Here is a 25155-nt window from a genome sequence, read left to right on the forward strand (position 1 = left end):
TTGTTGTTGTTTAAACGTCAAATGGTGTCTTTGTATAGAAGATAACTTGATCTATCACTTTCTATGGTGAGTATCGCTTTGATACTCACTATTCTTTTAATTAATTAGCGTTATAACCAAATGTTCTCGTAAGTAATGTATTCTTCCACCAACTTTCTCGATTTAATATGACTTGGTCATCAGTTGTTGATTTAAAAATATCTAAAATAGAAAATTTAAAATTCTTTTCAATATATTCTCGACTCAGTTTTTCTAACTGAATATTTCCACCATGCCCACTTTTGATATAATTTTGCCATCTATTTAAAAGCATATTTTCACCATATGCTGACCCTACATACATTTTTCCATTAGAAATATCGGTAATGAGATAAACAGCTTTTTGATTTTGTAAAGCAATTTTCCATGATTCTTTATCAATGACATATTTCAACTGATTCCATGACAAATGGATATGTTCATATCCTGGAAACTTTTCCATAGGTTGATCAGAATATAACTCTATTACTTTTTTATCTGCATTATGATAATGTTGATGCCATGACCTTTCTGCATCCCCCCAATCAATAACTAATCTAAATTTTAGCGCATTAAATTGAGGCATTTCTTCAAGATCATACTCATACTGATCTTTCTCTGGGTTATATCTCCCACTATGGACTTTAAATACCCCCCAAAATAAGGACTTTCGCCCCTCAAAACCAATAAAAGAAATAATGTAATCTAAATTTTTAAATACATCTTTACGCTGTTCACTTTGATAACCCTCTAACTCTGAAATATTAGGAACAATATGTTCAGAAAGCTCTAAGAATCGTTTCTTATCCTTATGGCGAACATACTTAACTCTACTATTTTCATCTAAAGGGCTATTTTCAATTAATTTCATTAAGCTTTTAAATGTCAAATGGTTCACTATTGTTCTCTTTTCTATAAAATATGATTACTTAAAAATTAAGTCAGGTTGAATATCTAAGATACGAAGTAAAAGCAACACTGAACCCGTTGGAGATCGCTTTCGACTTTCCCAATTTTGAAGCTTTTTCATATCTATATGTAAACGTGCAGCGAACTCCTCTTGGGATAAATAGGTCTTTTCTCGCACTTTTTTCACATCTGGATAAGAAATATTACGAAGTACACATTCTATCGGATTGTTCCCCAATCCAAGTTCCCCTTCCTCCAATAAATCCTTAAATTCAGGGTGATTAGGTGAAATTATTTTGACTTCTAAATTTTTAGACATTTATCTATCGACCCTATATTTTTTTAAAGTATAAAGTGCTTAAATTTATAAAAATATAAGGATAAAGATCAAGACGTCAAATTATGGCGCATAAAACATAAGTAATTAATCTATACAAATAATTGTAGAAAAAGCACTCTTATTTTAATTTTGACTAAAAGAATCACTAAGAATCTTGATCTGCTGTCTTAATTGCTTAAGTGCATCATTATTCATTTTAATGCTCATCTGTTGAAGAAGCAGACTCAGCATCATCTTCTTTATAAATAAATTTCGGCATTTGCAAACCAAAATAAATTGCGATTACACGCAAGGTAAAACCAAATACTAAAGTAAAAATCACAGTCAAATCATGAGGTAAACCAATTTCCAAACACACCCAATAGCAGATGACTGCAACGAAGGAAATACTGGCATACAACTCACGGCGGAACACCAAAGGCACATCATTACAGAGAATATCTCGTAGGATACCGCCTGAAACTCCCGTTAACACGCCTGCCACGGCAGAAACTACAAAACCATGCCCCATCGATAATGCAATTTGACAACCAATAATCGTAAAACCAATTAAACCCATGGCATCGAGCAATAAGAATACACTGCGTAAATGCTTCATCCATTTGGCGATAATAATGGTGACAAACGCTGCACAACAAGTCAGAACCAAATATTCAGGATGTTTGACCCACGTTAAAGGATAATGGCCTAGTAAAACATCTCGAACAGAACCACCACCTAAAGCAGTCACACAAGCAATCAGTGTTACCCCAAACCAGTCCATACTACGTCGTCCTGCTGATAACGCCCCTGTCATCGCTTCCGCAGTAATGGCAATAATATAAATCACGGTGAGTAACATCTGCCGACATCCCTAAATCAGGCATCAAAGTGTGCGCTATTTTAAGACAAACTTAGATGAATTGTGCACAACATTGTTTAAATTTTTTCCCTGAACCGCAAATACAGGGTTGTTTCATGGTGATTTGCAGATCCAAGGTTGGATCAAGAAAATACCAGTGCTGCTGATGCAAAACAAAATGTGAAATTTCATGATGAATATGCGCCTGTTTGTCACCCTGATTTTTATCACAATAATGAGCTTTGAACTCGACCAAGGCATGGGTTTTATCCAGTTTTGGCTGGTGCTGCACGACTTCTAATTTTAGCCACTGATTGGATTGACTCCAATCTGCAATCGCATCTCGATCCAAAGCGGCTTGCTGCCCCAAAGCGGTGGTTTCCAAAATATAATCAATCTGTTGTAAAGCAAAAGCACTGTAACGCGAACGCATTAATTGCTCTGCATTTTGAGCAAATTGTTGTTTCAAATGCAAAGGTTGGCAACATGTTACATATAGCCCACTTCCACATGGGCAATTCTCTGTCAATGTCATTTCAATACTCAAATAAAAATAGCCTTGAGCAAAACGACCGTAATCACGATCGTAAAACTCAGAGGCTATTTAAAACAAACTTAATTATGTATCGGCTAACTTTTCTTTGGCAATAATACGCACTTTTTCAATTTTGTGCCCATCCATTGTAACAACTTCAAAGCGATAGCCATCAGCTTCAACCATTTCCCCATTTTCAGGTAAACGACCTAAATGGAATAACACATAACCAGATAAAGTTGAATATTCTTCACTTTCATCAACCAGATCTTTACCTAATAACAGTGATACATGGCGAATGTCAGTTGAACCTTCCAGCAACATCGAACCATCATCAAGACTTTCTGCCGCTGCTTCCAGCTCATCTTCATCAGGGAATTCACCCGCAATCGCCTCTAGTACATCTATCGGCGTTGCAATTCCCTCGATAGAACCGTACTCATTTAAAACGATGGCAATTTGTAATGGAGCCTGACGTAACTGCTCCATCACCATTAATACTTGTGCATTTTCATGCACAATCACAGGCTCACGTAAGTGTTTACTGAAATCAATTGCACCTGTTTCAATATATTCATTCAACACTTTATGCGTTAAAACAACACCTTCAATATTGTCTAATTCACCACGCGCAATAATCAACCGCGAATGGGTCATTGCCATTAAACGTTCTTTCAACTCTGCCGGATCAGCATCTAAATCTAACCATTCTAATTCAGGACGCGGCGTCATCACAGATTTCACAGGACGCTCAGATAAGCCTAAAACACCCTGTACCAATACGCTGTGATAGACGCCATTATCTTCGTCAAACACTTCTTTGGCATAGGCTTGAGTCGCTAAAACATCTTCGGCTTCTTTATTTTGACCTTCATTACCATTACCTTTACTGCCCAACATACGCAAAACGGCAGAAGCTGTGCGATAACGTAAATCAGTCGTCGTCACCAATTTCTCTTGATTACGACGCATGGTCTGATTCACGATTTCCACTAAGACAGAGAAACCAATCGCAGCGTACAAGTAACCTTTCGGAATATGGAAACCAAAGCCTTCAACCACTAATGAGAAACCGATCATCATCAGGAAGCCAAGACACAGAATCACCACTGTTGGATGCTTATTCACAAAATCCATCAGCGGTTTGGATGCCCAAAGCATAATACCAACAGCGATAATCATTGCTAGCATCATGACACTTTGATGCTTCACCATGCCAACCGCAGTAATCACACTATCTAAAGAAAAGACGGCATCCAAAACTACAATCTGAACAATCACCATCCAAAAAGTCGCATGTACAGGATTTTCTTCTTTCAGTGTTTGGTGACCCTCGATTCTTTCATGTAACTCCATCGTCCCTTTGAAGAGTAAGAACACACCACCAAACAGCAAAATCAGGTCACGACCAGAAAAGGCATGGTCAAAAATATGGAATAGTGGTTCAGTTAGAGTCACAACCCATGCAATTGCAGCAAGCAATCCTAGACGCATAATTAAGGCGAGAATCAAACCAACTCTACGAGCAGCATTACGTTGTTCTGGTGGTAGTTTTTCTGCCAAGATTGCAATAAATACTAGGTTATCAATACCTAGGACGATTTCAAGCACCACCAATGTGGCTAAACCAACCCATGCAGCAGGATCAGACATCCATTCAAAAATCATTGATGTGACTCCTCTGCAAAATCAGCAATATCGTTATGTAGTTGAAATTTTAAAAGGTCAGCACAAATAGCCAAAACATTTTTTTTAGGAAATAAGAACAAAGCGGAGCGACAACAACCACTACTCATAGAGGTACATAAATTAATAAAAGGATTTTCAGTATAGGCAAGATTGCAGTGAAATTCATCTTTTTTATGTGCTTGTTGTTTTCAAATTTTTTCTAAAATTCATGATATTGTTTTGTACGTAAAGTGTGCATAAAACTGTCATAAAAGTCATTTAACCTAGACAAGCACAATGAAAATGATAAGGTGAAAATAAACCGAATGAATAGTGTATTTAGAATGACAGATAAAAAAACCATTTCTTCTACTCCCAAAAAAACCACCCAATCCCTTATTGCTTTATATTGCGGTTCTCGTACAGGTAACAAACCCATTTATCGAGATAAAGCCATCGAACTTGCTCAACACATCGCGAATCAAGGTCTTGGAATTGTCTATGGCGGGGCAAGTATTGGCTTAATGGGTCAAGTTGCAGATACTGTACTCGAACATAGCGGTGAAGTAGTCGGTGTAATTCCTGAGTTTATGTTGGACTATGAAATTGCACACAGTAAATTAACAGAGCTTCATATTGTTGAAACCATGCATGAACGTAAAGCATTGATGGCAGAACGTGCCAGTGCTTTTATTGCTTTACCTGGTGGTTTGGGTACTTTTGAAGAGATTTTAGAAATAGCGACTTGGGGCCAACTCAATCAGCACCAAAAACCGATGATTATTTATAATGTTAATCGTTTTTATGATGCCTTGATTGCTCAACTAGATCATGCAGTTGAAGAGGGATTTTTACCTCCTCAACATCGTGCCAAAGTGATTATTTGTGATTCGCTTGAACAAATTACCAATGTAATTAAAAATTTGAATAGTCCTACACGTATCGAAGTCTAAAATACTCAACATAAAAAAACGGATCAAATTGATCCGTTTTTTTTATGCCAAGAGTTTATTGAAGATTAACTTGGTAAACAGCCGTTGAACCACTGACTTCATTACCAACCACCAGTAATGGCTTGCCATTTGGGGAGTCTTTTGCTGAGACAAAGATCAACCCCTCAGGTCCTAAATCACCCTGCTGCGCAATATCTGTTTCTACAAAGTTACGGGTAGTAAAATATTCAATAAACTTAGGTTTATTCGGCGTGGTGATGTCATACGCCATGACGCCACTCATACGTTCCAAACCAATAAAAGCAAAGGTTTTCTTCCCGATTGTCCCCACAGTAATACCTTCTGGTTCTGGACCTTTGGCAGCACTTCGCTTATCAAAAGTGACTTCTTCATGATCACTATTAAAGTATTTAGGGAATAACTCTGCTATTTTCTTTTCAAATTCGCTGCCCGAATCCCAAACAAGTTGACCTTGGGTATTCCAGATACTAAATGAACGTGCACCATAGGCATAGAGTTTGTCATAAACCAGATAACCATCTGCATCCAGTTTTGGTGTACCGTCTTGATTCATTTGGTATCCTTTGGTCCACGTCACTTTTAAACGACCTAATTGACCATCTTCACGACAGCCTTTTGCATCTGTTGCCGTTGCGCCACAATAACCAAAAGTTGATGCATTTAATCGTGCACCTTTTACGCCTACAGCGATTTTCTGTAAATGCGCTGGATACTCATCTTTGACTTTATTGGTAAAACCACTACTCTTAAACAGATCTTTAACGCGAATTTCTTCTACAAAGCCCTTACTGGTATCACCACCAAAATATGCCTCAGCATCTTTTAACCAAGCTCGTGAATCCCCTTCATTGGCAGTCACCAAATAAGTTTGTCCATTCACCTGATAGTTCGCAATCGAATCTGGTTGATACATCCCCACTAAACCTTCCCAAGGTTTGATATTGATAATTCCCTTATCTTTATCTTTGGTATCAATAACACCATCACCATTACAATCCGTTTTTGGATCACAATCCCGATCACTCAAATCTAAAGCATTCTCAACCAAACTATGCTCTTTATAGCCTAATGGATAAATATCGGTGACTTTCTGTTGTGCGATATCTATTCTCGCAATTGCATTATTTTCTTGTAACGTGACCCAAGCGGTTTTGCTATCTGCTGAAATGGTTATATATTCAGGTTCTAAATCTTGAGCAACGCTGGCATTTGGACCAAAGATACGTACTCCTTTGGCTAATAAATCTGACTTTTGATTATTCCATGCACTAAAACCTGCCACACTGGCTTTAGGTTGTTGGATATTGCTGATATCAATAATGCTGATCGAACCTTCAGGATCAACCGAATAATCATCATTCGGTTCTGCTTCATTTGCGACTAAAACCGTTTTAGCATCTGGACTAAAAGTCAGCATATCAGGTAAAGCACCTACACTCACTTTGCTAATAAAACTGAGATCTTTGGCATTAAAAAACACCACCATTCCGGTATCCGTTTTATTCTCAGCTTGTACTGCAATCGCAACAATGCCATTTTTCACAGCAACACTATTTACTTCAGAATTTGCTAAATAAGTTCGTGCTGAAAGCTCTGCAATGTGTACAGGCTGTGCTGGTTTAGATGCATCTAAAACATCGACTAAACCTTTTTGTGCATTGACTACAAATAAGCGTTTACTTGCCGCATCATACGCAGGAATCTCAGCTGCACTTTTAACAAACACCTTGGTTTCATAACGCCCTAACAGACTTAACTTCATTGTTTCAGGCGTTGCTTCTACAACCTCTGTTGAGTTCGTAGCGTTATCATTCTCATTACAGGCAACCAACCCGACAGACAACAATGTTGTCAATAAAACTGAAATCTTAAATTTCATCATCAAATTCCATACCCTTATTTTGTATGGTTAATTTAGTGATTTGAGATGCAAGTTCGATGACACTTTAATGTCAGTTCCATGACCACTCTTTGACAATTTTGGTCTTTATTTCCAATAGGCTTGCATTAAACTAGAACCGATTTCTTATGTGTCAGAACTCATGACCACGACAACACACCAAGCTGTACAGCCCGAATTTCGATGGTTGGTCATATTGGTTTCGATTGGCTTTTTTATGCAAGCCTTAGACACCACCATCGTGAATACTGCAATACCAGGCATGGCGATTCAACTGAATGAGAATCCATTACAAATGCATAGTGTGATTGTCGCCTATGTATTATCTGTTGCAGCCTGTATTCCCTTGAGTGGTTGGTTAGCCGATCGTTTTGGGATTCGTAATATTTATCTCAGCTCTATGGTGATTTTCAGCTTGGCATCATTGGGATGTGGCTTATCTCAAAATCTAGAACAACTCCTGTTTTTCCGTGTCATTCAAGGAGCCGGCGGTGCATTACTGATGCCTGTAGGCCGTTTGGCTTTATTAAAGCTAATTCCACGCTCCCAATTTCTTTCAGCCATGAGTCTCATGAGTTTGGCAGGGCTAATCGGTCCACTGATTGGACCTACATTAGGCGGTTGGTTAGTTGAAGTCGCAACATGGCATTGGATTTTTTTGATTAATCTTCCGATGGGTATTATCGGTATGATCATGACATTTAAGATCATGCCCAATCAAAAAGAGCCGACGGTGAAAACTTTCGATTTCAGCGGTTTTATCTTATTAATGGGCGCGATGGTCGGTTTATCCTTAGGCATTGAAAATATGGCCTCCTCACAATATTCAAATCTTGTGAGTATCAGCTTATTGTTGATTGGTATAATTGCCACGGTTAGCTATGCCTATCATGCGCACACCCATCAAAATGCATTATTTCATGGGCGTCTATTCCGTTACAAAATCTTCTCGATCGGTGTATTAGGTAATTTCTTTGCGCGTTTAGGCAGTAATGCTATTCCTTTTATTTTACCTTTGATGTTGCAAGTCGTCTTTGGCTTTGAACCTTTCATTACAGGATTAATGATGATTCCATTGGTCTTGGGTTCATTATTTTCGAAACCCATTATCCGTCCATTAATTCAACGTGTAGGATATCGTCGTTTTCTACTCACCAATACCATCTTGGTCGGATTATGTATTGCGAGCTTCTCATTCATGACAGCAGTGACTCCACTGTGGTTGAAAGTCTTACACTTGTTTATTTTTGGCACATTAAATTCGCTACAGTTTGTAGGCATGAATACGCTCACTCTCAAGGACTTGCCACAACACGATGCCAGCAGCGGTAATAGTTTCTTATCAATGATAATGATGCTGTCTATGAGTATTGGGGTCGCAATGGCAGGCACATTGATTAATCTATTCAGTCAGCACCTTTCAACGACATCAATGAGCAGTGCTTTCCATGCCACATTAATTACACTGGGTTGTATTAACATCATTACTGCAATCATCTTTTGGCAGATCCCAAAAGAAACTACGGATGAGTCTCCATAAGAGAATGTCTAGGATTACTCTCAATACATCATGTAAATTTGTGGAACAATTGAGCCATCAGATGATCAATCTAAAAGCTAAACCGAGTACAATCGCTGCATAACGAATACTGTAAATCTAGCACTCAACTCGATATTGCATAGTACAAAATCTCATTATGGCAAAGAAAATACCGAAGTATCCACTCTCTCAGCATTATCCAGCACTGACTAGTATTGCTTTAACAGTGATGCTCGGTATCGTCAGTTATTTTGGATTGTTCTATCAACAAAAAGCCGTAGCACAAAACTATTCAATCCGTGGATTTGATGTATCACATCATCAAGGTGAGATTAACTGGAAAAAGATCTCTCCGATGCAATACCAATTCGTGTATCTCAAAGCCACCGAAGGTGGCGATTTCAAAGATCAAAATTTTCAGCAGAATTGGCTCAAAGCACGTGAAAGAGGTTTACATGTCGGTGCGTATCATTTCTACCGTCTCTGCCGTGATGGCACCGTTCAGGCTGAAAATTTTATCGCTACTGTGCCAAAGAAAGCAGATGCCTTACCACCTGTGATTGATCTTGAATATGACAGTAATTGCATTAATACCTATACCAAAGAGCAGCTACTCAAAGAAATTCAGATCATGAATGATCAACTACACAAACATTATGGCAAACAACCTATTTTTTATATTTCCAAGACTTTTTACCACATTGTCTTGATGAGTAATTTTAGCAATACCCCATTATGGGTGAGGGATTATGAGGGTAAACCTGAACTCAAAGATGGACGAAAATGGCTCTTTTGGCAACATAGTCAAAGTGGAAAGATAGATGGGATTCCCAAACCTGTTGATCTGAACGTATATGCAGAGTCACCGAAACAGTGGCGAATCTTTTTAAAACAACAAGGCATCGTAGATGCCAAGTGAACTGCGCAAAATCATCCACATTGATATGGATGCCTTTTATGCATCGGTTGAACTCAGAGAACGCCCTGATCTCAACGGCTTACCTGTGGTGATTTCTTCACATCACCCTCGTGCTGTAATTGCTGCAGCATCCTACCCCGCTCGCGTATTTGGCCTACGCTCGGCGATGTCGATGGGACAAGCCAAAAAACTCTGCCCACAGGTTATCGTGATTGAGCCTAATTTTGAAAAATATCGTGAAGTTTCAGCACAAATTCATCAGATTTTCCAACAATACACCCCTCTAATTGAACCGCTATCATTAGATGAAGCTTATTTAGACGTGACTGAGAATCTAAAAAACATTCCGAGTGCGACTGAAGTCGCTGCACACATTCGTGCTGATATTTTTGCGGTGACAGGACTCACTGCGTCCGCTGGTGTAGCTCCCAATAAATTTTTGGCAAAAATTGCCTCTGATTGGAACAAACCTAACGGTTTATTTGTGATAAAACCTCATCAGGTACTCAATTTTATTCAGGATTTAGCGCTCAATAAAATTCCAGGGGTCGGTAAAGTCACTCAAGAAAAATTAAGTCAGCTGAATTTACATACGCTTGGTGATCTACAAAAAATAGAAGAAAATATACTTATTCATCATTTTGGCAAATACGGAAAACAACTGTATTTATATGCTCAAGGGATTGATCATCGCCCTGTAAAAGCAGAACGGGAGCGCCAACAAATATCAAAAGAGATCACTTTTGATGATGATTATACACTTGAAGAATGTCATCACACTTGGCAGCCCCTAGCTGGGCAAGTGTGGCGTAGTCTGAATAAAAAACAATTAACTGCTCGGGGAGTCAATGTAAAACTTAAACTTAAAAATTTTCAGGTTTTACAACACAGTAAAAGTTTCAAACAAGCGCTACAATCTGAACAGGACTTAACACAAGTCATCTTTCAACTACTGAATGAAATGCATATTGACCCCACTTTTCAATTCCGTTTAGTCGGTGTTGGTGTCTATCAATTACAGCCCATGCAACAAGAATCTCAACTTTCTTTATGGTAGTGGCGTTTTTTTACACAAAAGCATATCCCAAACTAAAATTTATGTTTGCTTTTTATGCGGTTTTCAGTACTCTAGGCGGCGCGGTAACATTATCCTTGTTGCTTGCCCTTGCTAAAGAAATCCTCGCTTTTAGCATTTGCTCCTGTGGTTAGCGTGACGATCAAATCCGAATATTACAGGGCACTTCAGGTGTCCTTTTCTTATTTATCTTTTATAAAAATTCTCAACATTAGTTCTCTCGATCCAGACTTCAGTTAAACTTACATCATAAAATTAGAAAATATTGATTACTGATTATTATGAATCAAAAACAAATTCTCTGTATTGAAGATGAAGCTGCCATTGTATTACCACTGCGTTATGCACTTGAACGTGAAGGTTGGAGTGTCAGTTGGGCAAATACAGGAATGCAAGCACTCGAATTACTCTCTCAACAGACTTTTGATTTTATTATTTTAGATGTAGGTTTACCTGATCTCAATGGTTTTGAAGTCTGCAAACAACTGCGTCAAAAATATCAAACACCTTTATTATTTTTAACTGCTCGCGATGATGAAATTGATCGGGTTGTCGGTTTAGAAATCGGTGCTGATGATTATTGTACTAAGCCCTTTAGCGCACGAGAAATTGTGGCACGAATTAAAGCCATTTGGCGTAGAATGGAAGTACAAACGCAAAATATTCCATCACAACCACCCATCACACCAACAGAAATTACTTTGCAATCTGCTACGTGGACGTGCAATCCACAATCGCTACAAATTCAATATCATGGGCAAATGCTGCAACTGACGCGATATGAATATCGTTTGTTGTTTTTACTAATTCAACATCCAGAACAAGTGTTTAGTCGTCAGCAACTCATGGATCATATTTGGGAACATCCTGAGCATAGTTTAGAACGGACAGTGGATACTCATATCAAAAGTCTAAGGCAAAAACTTAAACAAATTACCCCCGATGATCCTATTCGAACGCATCGAGGGTTTGGGTATAGTTTGGTACAGGCTTAAAATACGGTTTCAATACTGCAAATACAGACAATACTAGAATGAAAGAAAAGATTGATATGCATGATTGGTCACTTATCTCCATTCATATAGATTGGATTCAATCAAATCTGAAAGTTCAGCTCAGAAATAATCAATCTGAAGATGTCACACTCATTGCTGAAAAATTTAAAAACTTTCATATTGCTAATCACAATGAATGGGGTAAAAGTATCTCTATCAATCAAATTTTAGATTTCTCTATTTTAGAAAATGGTCATTCACGAATAATCATTGAAATACAATCAGGTGATCTATTCGAGATTGAAGCAAAGAAAATAACACTTCCCTTCATATCCTAAATTTTGATGTCATCATAATATGTCCATCTTTATCCGCATTTGGTTTTTCTTTAGCTTGGTGGTGGTACTGAGTCTCAGCTTTATTGCCTATACCCTCACCCAACAAGTCAAACCCAATGTACGACAAGTGGTCGAAGACACGCTCGCGGAAAATGCCAATATTATTGCGCAACTCATTGCCGAAGATGTACATCAACAACAAGTAAATACCCTAGAGTTTGATCAGAAGATTCAAGCTGCATTATCACGTCAACTTGATGCAACGATTTGGCAACATAAAAAAGATCAAATTAACCAACAGCTTTATATTACCGATCAGCATGGTATCGTCATTTATGATTCCGAAGGGAAAGCGGTTGGACAAGATTATTCTAGATGGAATGATGTCTACCTAACGCTACGTGGCAAGTACGGCGCACGCTCTACCGCCACCAATCCTAATGATCGAAGTAGCAGCGTCATGCACATTGCTGCACCGATTATCTATAAACAACAATTGCTCGGTGTGGTGAGTATCGGGAAACCGAATCAATCCGTACAGCCCTATATTGAACGTGCCGAGCAACAACTCATTCATCAAGCCTTGTGGATTGCAGCGCTCAGCTTATTACTTGCCAGTATGGTTGCTTATTGGCTTAAACATAGCATTGATAAAGTACGGCGTTACGCCCAAGCACTTGCGCCTGTGAATCAAGCACCGTTTTTCTATTCAGCCAAAGAGCTGAATCAAGTGACCCAAGCGCTCAGTGACATGCGGGAAAAATTGGAAGATCGAGCCTATGTTGAAAACTATGTCAATACGCTCACTCATGAGTTGAAAAGTCCACTGACTGCAATCCAAGCCAGTGCAGAATTATTACAGGATGATTTACCTTTAGAAGATCAACAGCAATTTGCAACCCATATTGTGCAACAAGGTCAGCGTCTACAATCCTTAATCGAACGCATGCTATTACTGACACGACTTGAAAAAAATCAGCATGTTTTAGAATTTCAAATGCTCGACCTAAGCACGCTGATTCAACAATGTTTTCAGCAACAACAAAGCGCGTTACAGCGTAAAAAAATACAGGTGCAACTTGATCTTCCTGAGCATTGCTCAATCTATGCTGATCCATTTTGGTTAAAACAAGCACTCAATAATCTATTGGATAATGCGAGAGATTTCTGCCCTGAACAAGGTTTGATTGCAGTTCGATTGAAACAGCATAGCGTTACGAATAGTATTGAAATTTCCTTGTTTAATGAAGCTGAAGCGATTCCTAACTATGCACTCGCTCGGGTCTTTGAGACTTATTTTTCGCTAGCACGTCCGCATAATCAACAACGAAGTACTGGAATTGGTCTTAGTATCGTGCAGCAAATTATTCAACAACATCAGGGCAAAATTAGCATTCAAAATATCTCAGCTAACGCTCTCGATTTCTTAGAAAATCATCGTTCTGGTGTCCTAGTTACACTGATACTTCATACAAACTTCACATAAGCTTCAAGCGGAACTCATCGGAAGTGCATCTCGATTCGGAATACTTGTCATATCACAATGACAATGGATTCCACCATGCGCCGTAATTTTATTTATCTGAAAATAGCAGCAATTCTGTTCCTGATTTTGGTTTTTTATATTGGTCTTTTCTTTATTTCCAACTTGGTGACGGAACGTCAAAGCTACCAACAACAAGTGATTCGTGATATTGCCAATGAACAAATTCGACCACAACAAGTCATTGCACCTTACTTAAAACTTCCTTATCAAGTTCAAACCACATGTACCAATGAAGAAAAGAAGACCTATGATTGTACTCAAACCGTTTTTATTAGTTTAGGGGCAGAAACAACAGACTGGACAGCACAATTTGACGTATCAGACAGCACTTACAAGCGTAATATTTATAAAGCCATCAGCTATCAAAATACGATGTCTGGTAAAGGAATATTTAAAGCGGTCGGCAATGAATCTCAACGCAACTATCTTTGGGATCAGGCTGAAATTATTTTCCCAATTCAGGATGCACGCGGGTTAAATGCCAAACCCATGTTTAATGTTGATGGCAAAGCCTATAAATTCGATTTTGCTGAACAAAGCCAAGGTCAGCAAGGCTTTGATTTGATGCATATCACAGCAAAGCAATATCCTGAGTTAATCCAAAAATTTCAACAAGGATTTCTATTTAGTCTGCAATTCAAACTAGAAGGGCTGAGTGAATTTCGCTTTATTCCAACCAGTTATGAAATGACCTATCACGCAACAGGCAATTGGGGTGATATCAAATATGATGGGCAAAGTCTACCGTTTAAGAAGTCCAGCAAGAAACAAGAATTTTCAGCTGATTGGAAAAATATCGCTCTAGGTAAGCGTAATTTAGACAGTGTTTCGAAGTGTGAAAACAGCCAATGCATTTATGATGTGTTAAATAATTCAGGCGCTGCAACGGCGGCACTCGAAGCACGTGCTGCTGATAATGTAACATCCTACGCTACAACCACGTTATCGAATATCTCAGGGATTTCTACTCAGTTTTTAGAACCCGTCAATATCTATACCCAAACTGATCGTGCCATTAAATACGGCATCATGATCATTATTATTACCTTTGGGTGCTTCTTCTTATTCGAGGTCTTAAAAAGCCTTAAAATTCACCCTGTCCAATATGCGTTAGTCGCTATGGCACAAGGTGTGTTCTTTGTTTTATTACTTTCAATCAGCGAATATTATGCTTTTGCATGGGCTTATCTAGTCGCTGTAGTTGCCTGTATCAGTTTAATTACATGGTATTTGTACTTTGTTGTTCAAAGTTATAAAGCAGCATTCCTATTTGGTCTTTTGCTGAGTACGCTATACGGCATGATGTATCTACTTCTGCAATCTAGCGGTAAAACCTTCTTATTCGGTTCTATTCTTTCCTTCATTCTTATCGCCTGCGTCATGTTTATTACTCGTCATGTCAATTGGTATCAATCAGAACAACAAACCATATAAATCGAGTTGGGCGTAACTCTCATTTCGCCCAAGTCCTAAATCATATTAATAGGAATAAAACCATGTACCAAACGACTTATTTAGCGTTAAAGCAACTTAAACAGCTATGTCCTTTACATAGCTCGATTGCAAGCTGTCTGAATCAATTACGACAAGCCAAAATCCAGTTTTTGAATCTGGGAAATATTATTATTTGCCCACAACAACGCTGCATTTTGATTTTCAAACATCGTAACTTAATGGAAATAGAAACTTTTTTCGCCTGATTTATAGAAAATTACATTGCAGTTGCATGGCATCAAGTACAATTCTAGCTATCCATTTTCATTAGGTAATTCTTTATGACTGTGCAAAGACTGCATGTCACTTCACGTTATTGCGAAGTCGCAATTTCAGGAAATCTAGTTCATTTGGCAGGTCAACTGGCAGATGATACCAGTGTCGATGTTACTGCACAGACACAACAAACTTTAGATAATATCGATCGTTTACTCGCAGAAGCAGGTACAGACAAAACGCATATTTTATCTGTCCTTATTTTTCTAAAAGACATTGAACAAGATTATGCAGCAATGAATGCGGTTTGGGATGCATGGATTGCTGAAGGTCATCCCCCAGCACGTACCTGCGTAGAGTCTAAACTGTATACACCAGATGTTTTGGTTGAAATGACCGTGACAGCAGTACGTCCATAATCAATTAAGATGATTTTGCTGCTAGAACATTATATTTCATAACTCGTTCCGTTTGCGGCATTGTGGTTGCTGTGATTGAAACAGGCATGATCGGTTCAAGTAGATCAGGAACTAAGTTCTCACGTAACTCTTGCTCCGTTGGAATACTGCTATAGCGCAATACTCGATAACCCGCTAATTCTAATAAGCTGTCTTGATAATGCTTTTGATGTAGACGATTCACATATGACTCGTCTGCAATCTCAATAATTGCAAGCACTTGATGTTGCTGATCAAGTACGACAAAATCAGCAACTAAACCTTGATACTTACGACGCGTATGTGCAAATTTTGTCGTTAATAGCGCATCAAAAGAAACATGCGCCAAAATCGTATGACGAGGTAATACAGCTTGTAAACGCATCAAGGTAATTTGCTCAGAAATATTGAGAATACCACGGCGTTTTAATGGACTATCTTGACGCCGATTAGGATGTAGACGTCGAAACACAAGTGCTGTAATCAACAGCAATCCAACTATTGTTATGAAATAATACATTTCTAACGAATCCCTTTAGATTTTTTATAATCATTTTGGCTTTGAGCCATTTTTTTAATCAGTAACAACGATAGTTAAAGTCATTTTAGCAGTGTAACTTAAATTTTTTTAATCGTGTTTCACTCGCCGACCAAAGTCGTAAAAGCATCCTGCATCTATATTTATAATCATCAGTAGGCAAATATTCAAGCGGATATTGTCAGTATATGTTTCGATAAATTGTACTTTTATAACCAGATTGTGACTACCCTACCATTTATTTATAAAAAAGAAGGCATCATGACTGATGCCTTCTTTTTATTGATTTAACGCTTTGGTTTCACTTTAGGTTTTGATTTTCCTGAGAATGGTTTTTTGTCACCCGTTTCACGTGGCGGTAAACCAGTATGTTGCGTTAAGATCTGCCTTTTTTGTGGACGTTTCTGACCTGATTGTGGCTGAGATTGCGCTTGACCACGCTTCGCTGAATCACCTGCAACAGTTGAGTTCTTTTTACGTGCAGATTTATATTCACCTTCAGCCGTACCTTGTGGCTGATAGGTTGGGATCAGATGCTGCTTAGAATTACCAATTAAATCCGAACGCCCCATCTCTTTCAGTGCTTCACGTAACAAAGGCCAGTTATTTGGATCATGATAACGCAAGAATGCTTTATGCAGACGGCGACGCTTTTCACCTTTCACGATATCGACATTTTCAGTATAACGTGCCACTTTAGACAATGGATTTTTGCCTGTGTAGTACATCGTGGTCGCAGTGGCCATTGGTGATGGGTAGAAGGTTTGTACCTGATCAGCACGGAAACCATTTTTCTTCAACCAAATCGCCAAATTCATCATATCGTAATCCGTGGTCCCCGGATGTGCAGCAATAAAGTAAGGAATTAAATATTGTTCCTTACCTGCTTCCTTACTGAAACGCTCAAACATTTGCTTGAAGCGATCATACGTCCCAATCCCCGGTTTCATCATCTTCGATAATGGGCCATTTTCGGTATGCTCAGGCGCAATTTTCAGGTAGCCACCGACATGGTGCTGTACCAGCTCTTTCACATATTCAGGGTTCAGTACCGCAAGGTCATAACGCAGACCAGAACCAATCAAAATCTTCTTCACACCTTTGATTTCACGTGCTTTACGATACAGTTGAACCAATGGTGCATGATCGGTATGTAAGTTCTGACACACACCCGGATAGACACAGGATGGTTTACGACAGTTTTTCTCAATTTCAGGATCGTTACAGTGCAAACGATACATGTTTGCCGTAGGCCCACCTAAATCCGAGATAATCCCAGTGAAGTTGGGAGCAGTGTCACGAATTTTTTCAATTTCACGTAAAATTGAATCTTCAGAACGGTTTTGAATAATACGCCCCTCATGTTCAGTAATTGAACAGAAGGTACATCCACCAAAACAACCACGCATGATATTGACCGAGAATTTGATCATATCAAAGGCTGGGAAACGTGCATTTCCATAAGAAGGATGCGGTAAACGTGCATAGGGTAAATCAAACACATAATCCATTTCCTCAGTGGTCAGAGGAATTGGTGGTGGGTTGATCCAGACGTCCCGCTCACCATGACGCTGCACTAAGGCACGTGCATTACCCGGATTGGTTTCAAGGTGCAAGATGCGGTTGGCATGGGCATACAACACATGATCATCAGCAACGGCTTCAAAAGACGGTAAACGAATCACGGCCAATTCACGTGGAGGTAATTTATGTTTAATCGCTTTTGATGGCGCAGGCTTGAGCTGCACAATCTGTGTATCTGGATCGAGCTGATCGCCTTCACGCACGATTGGATTGGCAACGATTTCTTTTTGGAAATTTTGATACTGCGCTAATGAGTTACCTTTTTCTTTTTCAACTTCACAGCCATCAATATCCTCAGTCATGACATAAGGATTAATAATTGGATCGACACGTCCAATGGTATCCACATCATTACTGGCAATTTCAACAAATTGTGCTTTTGATGCTTTATTGTGTTTATTAATAATAAATGCTGTACCACGAACATCAGTGATGTCATGAACTTTCTCACCTTTAGCTAAACGATGCATCACTTCAATGATTGCACGCTCACCATTTCCGTACATCAATAGATCAGCTTTTGAGTCCATCAAAATAGAGCGGCGAACTTTGTCAGACCAATAATCATAATGTGCAATACGACGCAAGCTGCCTTCAATACCACCAAGCAAAACAGGAACGTCAGGAAAAGCTTCACGGCAACGCTGACAGTAAACTGTTGCTGCACGGTCTGGACGTTTATTCGGTTCATTATTTGGCGAATAAGCATCATCTGAACGAATTTTACGATCTGCCGTATAACGGTTGATCATTGAATCCATATTCCCTGCCGTTACCCCCCACGCAATGGTGGGCTTGCCTAGAACACGGAAGCTCTCTGCGTTGGTCCAATCTGGTTGTGCAATGATTCCGACACGGAAGCCTTGTGCTTCAAGTACACGCCCAATCACACCTGATACAAAAGATGGATGGTCAATATAGGCATCACCACAAACCAAAATAAAGTCACACGCATCCCAGCCGAGTTGATCCATTTCTTCTCGTGACATCGGCAAAAATGGTGCGGGTTCAAAACACGACGCCCAATATTTGTCGTAATCAAACAACGCTTTTGGCGCGGTCTGCATGGTGTAGGCAGTAGACATGGCTTGCGAATCTCGGCTAGCAGATGGAGGAGAGACATCTAAAGATGAAAGCCGATCATTTTAACATGAATTCAATTCATTTTCCCTGTTTATAAAGCATTCAAGAACAAGGAGATAACAAATTATTTGTACAAAGTTTATTCGAATTTAAAATTTTAGGCTGAACGTTGTAATTTACTAAGATATAAAGCGGATACTAACCCAATCACCAAAACCACACTCACACTCAAATTAATTCCAATCCAGCCAAACTGTTCCCAAACCAATCCACCGAAGCTGCCGAGCAAACTTGAACCAATGTAATAGCAGAATAAATACAGCGAGGATGCCACTGCACGATATTGAACTGCTTGTACTGAAACCCAACTACTTGCGGTCGAATGCGCTGCAAAAAATGAAAAAGCGAAGATAATCAAACCGATCAAAATTGACCATAATGATGGAATGAGTGTAAACCACAAGCCAATCATCATCGTCATTAACATCATCGGCAGAACATTATCACGCCCATATTTAAAGCCCCATTGTGCTGCTTTAGGCGAACTATAAATGCCTGCTAGATAAGCAATCGAAATCACACCAATCCATGTTTGTGATAACTGAAATGGTGCTTCCAGCAGGTGATAACTTATATAGTTAAACACCGTGACCAGACACCCCATCAGGATAAAGCCCTCGGCAAACAGGATGCGTAATTTACGGTCTTTCAGGTTCTGCTCAAATGCAGCCTTAAAACGGGAAAAGCGAAAAGGATAGGGTTTAAAATGCTGGGACTTGGGTAAAAGTAAATAGAACAGACAGGCAATGACAAGATTGATAAAACCAATGATATAGGTTGCAGATTGCCAAGAAATAAAGTCAACCAATACCCCTGCAATTAAACGTCCACCCATGCCGCCAATCGCTGTGCCAGAGATATACAATCCCATCGCAAAACCGATATCTTTCTGCGCAATTTCTTCGCCGATATAAGTCATTGCAACGGCTGCGACCCCACTCACGGCTAAACCAATCAGAATACGAGTGCTGAGAAAAATCTCCCAAATTGGAAACGAAGCACTAATCAATAAGAGAATCGAAACGAGGAATAAGGCACAAACCATGATCGTTTTACGTCCAAAACGATCAGAAATAAAACCTGTGAATAACAGACCAATTGCTAAGGCGACGGTAGAAAAAGATAATGGAAAACTACTATGCGTCGGTGTAACCTGAAAGAATTTTGCAAAAATTGGCATCATGGGTTGTACACAGTACAACGATGAAAAGGATGCAAAACCAGCAAAAAATAAAGACCATAAAATCGCAGTAAACGATTTTGAACCATATTCGATATGGGTTTTGACAATGTCCGACATAAATCAGCTTTTTCTACAGGTCTGGTTTGATTTTAGTCCCTTTTAGACTTCCTGTAATGGCTGCCTTTAAAAAAACCTGAAAAGTTGGGCATTGCATATAGTTTTCTGCAAAATGACCCTATATTTTGTAGGCTAAAACGTACACGAGTTGGGGTAATTAGCGAATATACGACTCAAGTTTAATTATCTATGATATTAGTCATAAAAAGATAGGATGTCTCATTCAGAACAACAAGAAACACAGGATGTGGTCGTTGACAGGAGTTAACGGCAAGAAACCAAATATGAAAAAGCCTCGACAGGATGTCGGGGCTTTTTCTATTGATAAAGAGATATTCACATGATCATAAAGTAACTGTTATTGACTCATTTATTCGTGGTTAATACCATCCATTTAACTTAACACTAACGGTTTATGATTTTGCAATTCATCTCCATTCACCATGATCAACAACGATCTATAAAAAAATTAAAAAGGCTGATTATTCAAATAAGTTTGATTGTGATTGCAATCAATATGACAGCTTGCAGTAGTTTAAGTGGATCATTCGCCAATCGCTCTACTCAGTTGTCATCTGGACTACAAAATGCCTATTCTGTTTCTCCAAATACAGCAAATCGCTTATCCCCAATGATCGTGCAAAATGCAGAGCGTTATGATATATCACCCACTTTACTCGCTGCGCTCATTCGCCAAGAATCAAATTATAATAGTTCAGCACGCTCCCCTACAGGTGCGATCGGTTTAACTCAAATAGTTTCGACTCATTGGCGCCAGTCTTGTCCTGGCAATCTTTATGATGAAAATACTAATATTAATTGCGGTGCATATATCCTATCGACCTATTATAAATCAGCAGGCAGTTGGTCAAAAGCCGTAGCGTATTATAATGTTGGGCCATCAGGTTATGAACGGAGTTTTTGGACACGCCATAAAGGTAAAAAGTATGCTCGTTCAGTAAAACGTCATGAAAAAATCTTAAAAAAAGCCCTATAAAATAAAGAGTAAATAAGAAACCATGCTCTTAGGCATGGTTTTTATTCGCTGAATAATGAAATTATGCTTCGTCAAACAAACCTTCGAATAACACCGAAGACAAATAACGCTCACCACTATCAGGTAAAATCACCACAATGGTTTTCCCTGCATTTTCTGGACGTTCAGCAATTTGTGCCGCCGCCGCCAATGCCGCGCCACTTGAAATCCCCACTAAAATACCTTCTTGAGTTGCACACTTTCTTGCCCACTCAATCGCATCGGCACTGTTCACTGGCAGGACTTCATCAACCAAGTCCAAATCCAGATTTTTAGGGATAAAATTGGCCCCAATTCCCTGAATTTTATGCGGTGCAGGTGTAATACTCTCACCATTTTTTGTTTGGGTAATGATTGGAGATTCAGTAGGTTCAACTGCGACAGAATAAATTGGCTGATTCTGAACTTGCTCAAAATAACGGGAAATGCCAGTAATTGTCCCGCCAGTGCCAACACCTGCAACTAAAATATCCACTTGCCCATTGGTTGCCTGCCAGATTTCTGGGCCTGTGGTATCGACATGAATTTGAGGGTTGGCTGGATTTTCAAATTGTTGTGGTAGGAAATAAAGCTCAGGATTTTCAGTGGCTAAACGAACAGCTTCATCCACCGCACCTTTCATGCCCTTAGCAGGCTCGGTCAAAACCAGATTCGCTCCTAAAGCTTTTAATACTTTTCTACGCTCTAAGCTCATACTTGCTGGCATAGTTAAAGTAATAGGATAACCTTTTGCCGCTGCAACAAACGCTAAAGCAATACCTGTATTACCGCTAGTCGGTTCAACAATATGCATACCCGTTTTAAGTACACCACGTTTTTCCGCATCCGCAATCAACGCTGCGCCTATACGGCATTTTACTGAAAATGCGGGATTACGGCTTTCCACTTTTGCCAATACTGTAGCATCTGATTTAATCAAGCGATTGATACGAACTAAAGGTGTATTACCAATGGCTTCGGCATTGTTTGCATAAACAGCGATACCTAAGTTGGCAGGCGTTGGAAATTGCTGATCGGTCGACATGTTATTTCCTTATTAGATTTGGAATGATTCTTAAGCATTATAGGCTTGTGAATCTAAGAGGAAAGTAGAAAACATTAAGATTTATGAAAAGTTTTTCCCATATTCATAGTTTTCTTCGCCGATTATGCACCCGTAAACCATGAGAAAAACACATAGTCATCGGACGTTTCATAAAATATCTCTATCTCATTCCAATCTGCTGTTAATCCTAATGCTAATTTTATATCTGAAGAAATAGGTAAAGTAAAACTTTCAACTGGAGTAACCTCCACACCATTATGATAAATTCCCCAACGATCAGAGTATTTTAGATTTTTCGCATTCTGATTTTTCTTTATTAATTTTTGGATAAAATACACTATCCATTGTGTTTGTTCTTGTACTTCTAATTCAGTTAGTTTTTTAAAATTAGCTTTCTCTAATATAGATAATAGCCAAATATCAAAAATATTTTTTAAATCTGTTGTAGTTGTTTCAAGAATATCCCATTCTTCATAAAAATGAAGTTTATGAATAACCAGTATTATAAATGCTTCTAATGAATTCAAACCTTGTGATTTTTTACAAATAAAATAGACAGCATCACACATCCCTTCATCGAAAGTCCTATATTCAATTCGATCAATGTGTACACGGGTAGAATTAGATAGTATATTTTTTACTTGTTTAAAATTTGATTTAATTTTTTCTAATGAGATTTCATCCATAGCATCTTCTTAATCAATGACAATCATATAATTAAAATAAATGTAACATAAAAAACACCCCTAACCGTTAGGTTAGGGGTGTTTGTATTTAAAAGCTGGCGATGACTTACTCTCACATGGCAAAGGCCACACTACCATCAGCGCTAAGAGGTTTCACTTCTGAGTTCGGGAAGGGATCAGGTGGTTCACTCTTGCTATTGTCGCCAGCAAACTGTTGTGGTGTTTTGGGGTCTTACTGATCATGTTGTGTTTTCACTTCATGTCTGCCTTACTTACGAACCAAAGAGTTATTAACGGATTAGATATTGAGTCTAACTTTGTGTTCAGCATTTTAACTAGTTTTCACACTAAATCAAGTTATGTATTGAATTTATCTTGAATACAACAACTGTTTGGGTGTTGTATAGTCAAGCCTCACGAGCAATTAGTATTGGTCAGCTTCACACGTCACCGTGCTTCCACACCCAACCTATCAACGTCCTAGTCTCGAACGGCTCTTTAGAGGAATAAATTCCTAGGGAAATCTTATCTTGAGGTAGGCTTCCCGCTTAGATGCTTTCAGCGGTTATCCCTTCCGAACATAGCTACCCGGCGATGCGACTGGCGTCACAACCGGTACACCAGAGGTTCGTCCACTCTGGTCCTCTCGTACTAGGAGCAGATCCTCTCAAATTTCCAGCGCCCACGGTAGATAGGGACCGAACTGTCTCACGACGTTCTAAACCCAGCTCGCGTACCTCTTTAAATGGCGAACAGCCATACCCTTGGGACCTGCTTCAGCCCCAGGATGAGATGAGCCGACATCGAGGTGCCAAACACCGCCGTCGATATGAACTCTTGGGCGGTATCAGCCTGTTATCCCCAGAGTACCTTTTATCCGTTGAGCGATGGCCCTTCCATACAGAACCACCGGATCACTAAGACCTACTTTCGTACCTGCTCGACTTGTGGGTCTCGCAGTTAAGCGCGCTTTTGCCTTTATACTCTACGCGTGATTTCCGACCACGCTGAGCGCACCTTCGTACTCCTCCGTTACTCTTTAGGAGGAGACCGCCCCAGTCAAACTACCCACCAGACATGGTCCTCGCCCCGGATTACGGGGCAGAGTTAGAACCTCAACATTACCAGGGTGGTATTTCAAGGACGGCTCCATTGGAACTAGCGTTCCAACTTCAAAGCCTCCCACCTATCCTACACAAGTAAGGTCAAAGTTCAATGTCAAGCTGCAGTAAAGGTTCACGGGGTCTTTCCGTCTAGCCGCGGGTACACTGCATCTTCACAGCGATTTCGATTTCACTGAGCCTCTGCTGGAGACAGCGCCGCCATCATTATGCCATTCGTGCAGGTCGGAACTTACCCGACAAGGAATTTCGCTACCTTAGGACCGTTATAGTTACGGCCGCCGTTTACTGGGGCTTCGATCAAGAGCTTCGCTTACGCTAACCCCATCAATTAACCTTCCAGCACCGGGCAGGCATCACACCCTATACGTCCACTTTCGTGTTTGCAGAGTGCTATGTTTTTAATAAACAGTTGCAGCGGCCTGGTTTCTGTGGCTGCCAATAGCTCAGGGAGCAAGTCCCATCACCGTCAGCAGCGTACCTTCTCCCGAAGTTACGGTACCATTTTGCCTAGTTCCTTCAGCAGAGTTCTCTCAAGCGCTTTGGTCTACTCGACCTGACCACCTGTGTCGGTTTCGGGTACGATTCCTGTGTAACTGAAGCTTAGAGACTTTTCCTGGAAGCATGGTATCAGCCACTTCACTGTACAAGTACAGCTTGCTATCAGTTCTCAGCATAGAGTACCCCGGATTTGCCTAAGATACATGCCTACAACCTTCCACCTGGACAACCAACGCCAGGCTGACTTAACCTTCTCCGTCCTCTCATCGCATTACACAGAAGTATTGGAATATTAACCAATTTCCCATCGACTACGCCTCTCGGCCTCGCCTTAGGGGTCGACTCACCCAGCCCCGATTAACGTTGGACTGGAACCCTTGGTCTTTCAGCGAACGGGTTTTTCACCCGTTTTGTCGTTACTCACGTCAGCATTCGCACTTCTGATACCTCCAGCAT

The 25155-nt window shown here is 39.6% G+C and carries 22 protein-coding genes and 2 rRNA genes; 11 read left to right on the forward strand and 13 right to left on the reverse strand.

Annotated elements, in window-relative coordinates:
• Positions 1-100: 100 nt before the first annotated feature.
• From F908_RS13995 to F908_RS14015, 5 genes are all read right to left on the reverse strand, one after another.
• A complete protein-coding gene (locus F908_RS13995; protein WP_155756608.1) occupies positions 101-889 on the reverse strand; it encodes a GIY-YIG nuclease family protein in 789 nt (262 codons plus the stop codon).
• A 54-nt stretch (positions 890-943) separates the two neighbouring features.
• Positions 944-1246, reverse strand: a complete 303-nt coding sequence (locus F908_RS14000) for a helix-turn-helix domain-containing protein (RefSeq protein ID WP_005163201.1) — start codon at positions 1244-1246, stop codon at positions 944-946.
• 217 nt (positions 1247-1463) lie between these two features.
• Positions 1464-2108, reverse strand: a complete 645-nt coding sequence (locus tag F908_RS14005; protein ID WP_005163204.1) for a trimeric intracellular cation channel family protein — start codon at positions 2106-2108, stop codon at positions 1464-1466.
• A 52-nt stretch (positions 2109-2160) separates the two neighbouring features.
• Entirely contained in the window at positions 2161-2643 is a 483-nt protein-coding gene (locus tag F908_RS14010) for a YchJ family protein (RefSeq protein ID WP_005163214.1), read from the reverse strand.
• An 84-nt stretch (positions 2644-2727) separates the two neighbouring features.
• Positions 2728-4311 carry a TerC family protein gene (locus F908_RS14015; RefSeq protein ID WP_005163216.1) on the reverse strand — a complete coding sequence of 528 codons (1584 nt, stop codon included), beginning with the start codon at positions 4309-4311 and terminating at the stop codon, positions 2728-2730.
• Between the two features lie 326 nt (positions 4312-4637).
• Here F908_RS14015 and F908_RS14020 point away from each other — a divergent pair, with 326 nt between their 5' ends.
• A complete protein-coding gene (locus tag F908_RS14020) occupies positions 4638-5264 on the forward strand; it encodes an LOG family protein (protein ID WP_005163217.1) in 627 nt (208 codons plus the stop codon).
• Positions 5265-5319: 55 nt separating this feature from the next.
• On the opposite strand, the gene F908_RS14025 is transcribed toward F908_RS14020, so the two are convergent.
• Entirely contained in the window at positions 5320-7164 is a 1845-nt protein-coding gene (locus tag F908_RS14025) for a choice-of-anchor I family protein (protein ID WP_034602821.1), read from the reverse strand.
• Between the two features lie 163 nt (positions 7165-7327).
• Between F908_RS14025 and mdtD the strand changes: the two genes are divergently transcribed.
• From mdtD to F908_RS14070, 9 genes are all read left to right on the forward strand, one after another.
• On the forward strand, positions 7328-8725 hold the full coding sequence (gene mdtD, locus F908_RS14030) for a multidrug transporter subunit MdtD (protein WP_005163220.1): 1398 nt from the start codon (positions 7328-7330) through the stop codon (positions 8723-8725).
• 157 nt (positions 8726-8882) lie between these two features.
• Positions 8883-9644 carry a glycoside hydrolase family 25 protein gene (locus tag F908_RS14035; RefSeq protein WP_005163222.1) on the forward strand — a complete coding sequence of 254 codons (762 nt, stop codon included), beginning with the start codon at positions 8883-8885 and terminating at the stop codon, positions 9642-9644.
• 1 nt (position 9645) lies between these two features.
• Positions 9646-10701: a DNA polymerase IV gene (gene dinB, locus F908_RS14040; protein ID WP_171063597.1), complete on the forward strand. Its 1056-nt coding sequence runs from the start codon at positions 9646-9648 to the stop codon at positions 10699-10701.
• A gap of 296 nt (positions 10702-10997) precedes the next feature.
• Positions 10998-11714 (forward strand): two-component system response regulator CreB, encoded by a 717-nt coding sequence (creB, locus tag F908_RS14045; RefSeq protein WP_171063598.1) that lies wholly within the window; start codon positions 10998-11000, stop codon positions 11712-11714.
• 38 nt (positions 11715-11752) lie between these two features.
• A complete protein-coding gene (locus F908_RS14050) occupies positions 11753-12052 on the forward strand; it encodes a hypothetical protein (RefSeq protein WP_005163230.1) in 300 nt (99 codons plus the stop codon).
• 19 nt (positions 12053-12071) lie between these two features.
• Positions 12072-13538, forward strand: coding sequence for a two-component system sensor histidine kinase CreC (creC, locus tag F908_RS14055; RefSeq protein ID WP_005163232.1), 1467 nt, complete (start codon positions 12072-12074; stop codon positions 13536-13538).
• Positions 13539-13613: 75 nt separating this feature from the next.
• Positions 13614-15032, forward strand: a complete 1419-nt coding sequence (gene creD, locus F908_RS14060; protein WP_005163234.1) for a cell envelope integrity protein CreD — start codon at positions 13614-13616, stop codon at positions 15030-15032.
• A gap of 62 nt (positions 15033-15094) precedes the next feature.
• Positions 15095-15298 (forward strand): hypothetical protein, encoded by a 204-nt coding sequence (locus F908_RS14065; RefSeq protein WP_005163235.1) that lies wholly within the window; start codon positions 15095-15097, stop codon positions 15296-15298.
• 75 nt (positions 15299-15373) lie between these two features.
• Positions 15374-15727: a RidA family protein gene (locus F908_RS14070; protein WP_004659495.1), complete on the forward strand. Its 354-nt coding sequence runs from the start codon at positions 15374-15376 to the stop codon at positions 15725-15727.
• A gap of 4 nt (positions 15728-15731) precedes the next feature.
• Here F908_RS14070 and F908_RS14075 read toward each other — a convergent pair whose 3' ends face one another.
• The 3 genes from F908_RS14075 to F908_RS14085 all read right to left on the reverse strand — a co-directional run bounded on the left by F908_RS14075 (position 15732) and on the right by F908_RS14085 (position 20310).
• Entirely contained in the window at positions 15732-16265 is a 534-nt protein-coding gene (locus F908_RS14075) for a DUF2726 domain-containing protein (protein ID WP_005163240.1), read from the reverse strand.
• A gap of 305 nt (positions 16266-16570) precedes the next feature.
• Positions 16571-18952, reverse strand: coding sequence for a YgiQ family radical SAM protein (locus tag F908_RS14080; RefSeq protein ID WP_005163241.1), 2382 nt, complete (start codon positions 18950-18952; stop codon positions 16571-16573).
• A gap of 155 nt (positions 18953-19107) precedes the next feature.
• Positions 19108-20310, reverse strand: coding sequence for an MFS transporter (locus F908_RS14085; RefSeq protein WP_005163242.1), 1203 nt, complete (start codon positions 20308-20310; stop codon positions 19108-19110).
• 517 nt (positions 20311-20827) lie between these two features.
• Between F908_RS14085 and F908_RS14090 the strand changes: the two genes are divergently transcribed.
• The gene (locus F908_RS14090; protein ID WP_228127634.1) at positions 20828-21307 is read left to right on the forward strand and encodes a lytic transglycosylase domain-containing protein; all 480 of its coding nucleotides are present in this window, start codon (positions 20828-20830) and stop codon (positions 21305-21307) included.
• A gap of 61 nt (positions 21308-21368) precedes the next feature.
• Here the strand turns inward: F908_RS14090 and cysK are convergent, their stop codons facing one another.
• The 4 genes from cysK to F908_RS14110 all read right to left on the reverse strand — a co-directional run.
• The gene (gene cysK / locus F908_RS14095; RefSeq protein ID WP_005163245.1) at positions 21369-22370 is read right to left on the reverse strand and encodes a cysteine synthase A; all 1002 of its coding nucleotides are present in this window, start codon (positions 22368-22370) and stop codon (positions 21369-21371) included.
• A gap of 122 nt (positions 22371-22492) precedes the next feature.
• Positions 22493-23077, reverse strand: a complete 585-nt coding sequence (locus tag F908_RS14100) for a hypothetical protein (RefSeq protein ID WP_005163248.1) — start codon at positions 23075-23077, stop codon at positions 22493-22495.
• Between the two features lie 93 nt (positions 23078-23170).
• Positions 23171-23285: ribosomal RNA gene (rrf, locus tag F908_RS14105) — 5S ribosomal RNA — on the reverse strand.
• Between the two features lie 195 nt (positions 23286-23480).
• Positions 23481-25155: ribosomal RNA gene (locus tag F908_RS14110) — 23S ribosomal RNA — on the reverse strand; the annotation flags it as partial.

The organism is Acinetobacter sp. NIPH 284, assembly GCF_000369425.1.
GTDB lineage: Bacteria > Pseudomonadota > Gammaproteobacteria > Pseudomonadales > Moraxellaceae > Acinetobacter.

Bases quoted from the DNA above. Each gene is read 5' to 3' on its own strand.
- F908_RS14035 (WP_005163222.1), top strand. From the start codon at position 8,883: ATGGCAAAGAAAATACCGAAGTATCCACTCTCTCAGCATTATCCAGCA.
- cysK (WP_005163245.1), bottom strand. From the start codon at position 22,370: ATGTCGACCGATCAGCAATTTCCAACGCCTGCCAACTTAGGTATCGCT.
- F908_RS14005 (WP_005163204.1), bottom strand. From the start codon at position 2,108: ATGTTACTCACCGTGATTTATATTATTGCCATTACTGCGGAAGCGATG.
- F908_RS14025 (WP_034602821.1), bottom strand. From the start codon at position 7,164: ATGAAATTTAAGATTTCAGTTTTATTGACAACATTGTTGTCTGTCGGG.
- F908_RS14000 (WP_005163201.1), bottom strand. From the start codon at position 1,246: ATGTCTAAAAATTTAGAAGTCAAAATAATTTCACCTAATCACCCTGAA.
- F908_RS14100 (WP_005163248.1), bottom strand. From the start codon at position 23,077: ATGGATGAAATCTCATTAGAAAAAATTAAATCAAATTTTAAACAAGTA.
- creC (WP_005163232.1), top strand. From the start codon at position 12,072: ATGTCCATCTTTATCCGCATTTGGTTTTTCTTTAGCTTGGTGGTGGTA.
- F908_RS14010 (WP_005163214.1), bottom strand. From the start codon at position 2,643: ATGACATTGACAGAGAATTGCCCATGTGGAAGTGGGCTATATGTAACA.
- F908_RS14015 (WP_005163216.1), bottom strand. From the start codon at position 4,311: ATGATTTTTGAATGGATGTCTGATCCTGCTGCATGGGTTGGTTTAGCC.
- creD (WP_005163234.1), top strand. From the start codon at position 13,614: ATGCGCCGTAATTTTATTTATCTGAAAATAGCAGCAATTCTGTTCCTG.
- F908_RS14065 (WP_005163235.1), top strand. From the start codon at position 15,095: ATGTACCAAACGACTTATTTAGCGTTAAAGCAACTTAAACAGCTATGT.
- F908_RS14090 (WP_228127634.1), top strand. From the start codon at position 20,828: ATGACAGCTTGCAGTAGTTTAAGTGGATCATTCGCCAATCGCTCTACT.
- F908_RS14080 (WP_005163241.1), bottom strand. From the start codon at position 18,952: ATGTCTACTGCCTACACCATGCAGACCGCGCCAAAAGCGTTGTTTGAT.
- F908_RS14020 (WP_005163217.1), top strand. From the start codon at position 4,638: ATGAATAGTGTATTTAGAATGACAGATAAAAAAACCATTTCTTCTACT.
- F908_RS14050 (WP_005163230.1), top strand. From the start codon at position 11,753: ATGAAAGAAAAGATTGATATGCATGATTGGTCACTTATCTCCATTCAT.
- F908_RS14070 (WP_004659495.1), top strand. From the start codon at position 15,374: ATGACTGTGCAAAGACTGCATGTCACTTCACGTTATTGCGAAGTCGCA.
- F908_RS13995 (WP_155756608.1), bottom strand. From the start codon at position 889: ATGAAATTAATTGAAAATAGCCCTTTAGATGAAAATAGTAGAGTTAAG.
- F908_RS14085 (WP_005163242.1), bottom strand. From the start codon at position 20,310: ATGTCGGACATTGTCAAAACCCATATCGAATATGGTTCAAAATCGTTT.
- F908_RS14075 (WP_005163240.1), bottom strand. From the start codon at position 16,265: ATGTATTATTTCATAACAATAGTTGGATTGCTGTTGATTACAGCACTT.
- mdtD (WP_005163220.1), top strand. From the start codon at position 7,328: ATGACCACGACAACACACCAAGCTGTACAGCCCGAATTTCGATGGTTG.